Origin of the sequence: Prescottella defluvii, from assembly GCF_000738775.1 — a bacterium.
GTDB lineage: Bacteria > Actinomycetota > Actinomycetes > Mycobacteriales > Mycobacteriaceae > Prescottella > Prescottella defluvii.
Window position 1 is genome coordinate 1 of the sequence record NZ_JPOC01000140.1, and the last position, 478, is coordinate 478.

Here is a 478-nt window from a genome sequence, read left to right on the forward strand (position 1 = left end):
CGACGACATCGTCCGCGCCACCGCCCGTGGGGCGAGTGGCGGGACCGCCACCTTTCGGGGCGTCGTCGCCGCCTCGCCGCGGGTGCGGATCCGCCGGCCCGGAACCGGCGACGGTAGTCGGCGGCGGTCGTCCCCACCTGGTCGGCGAACAGCCGACGGAACGTGCCGGTATCGCGATAGCCGACCAGATGCACGATCTCCTCCAACGGCCGGTCCGTCGTCTCCAGCAGGCGCTTGGCGGCGCGGACCCGCGCGCGTCGCAGGAACGACAGCGGCGATTCGCCCGCCTCGGCGCCGAACCGTCGCAACATCGTTCGGGTACTGACGTGAAATGCCGCCGCGAGACGGGGCAGGTCGTACGGGTCCGCGAGATGATCGACCAGCCAGCGACCCACCTCCTCGACGAACTGCCCGTCGCGCCGCGGGAGCATCGATTCGACGATGTACGGCGCCTGACTGGAACGGTTCTCGGCGACGA

General features: G+C 71.3%; 1 protein-coding gene. It reads right to left on the reverse strand.

Features of this window, described 5'->3' with window-relative positions:
- Positions 1-478 (reverse strand): helix-turn-helix domain-containing protein (locus IJ15_RS0124075; RefSeq protein ID WP_156112217.1); only part of this gene is annotated, 478 nt, incomplete at both ends.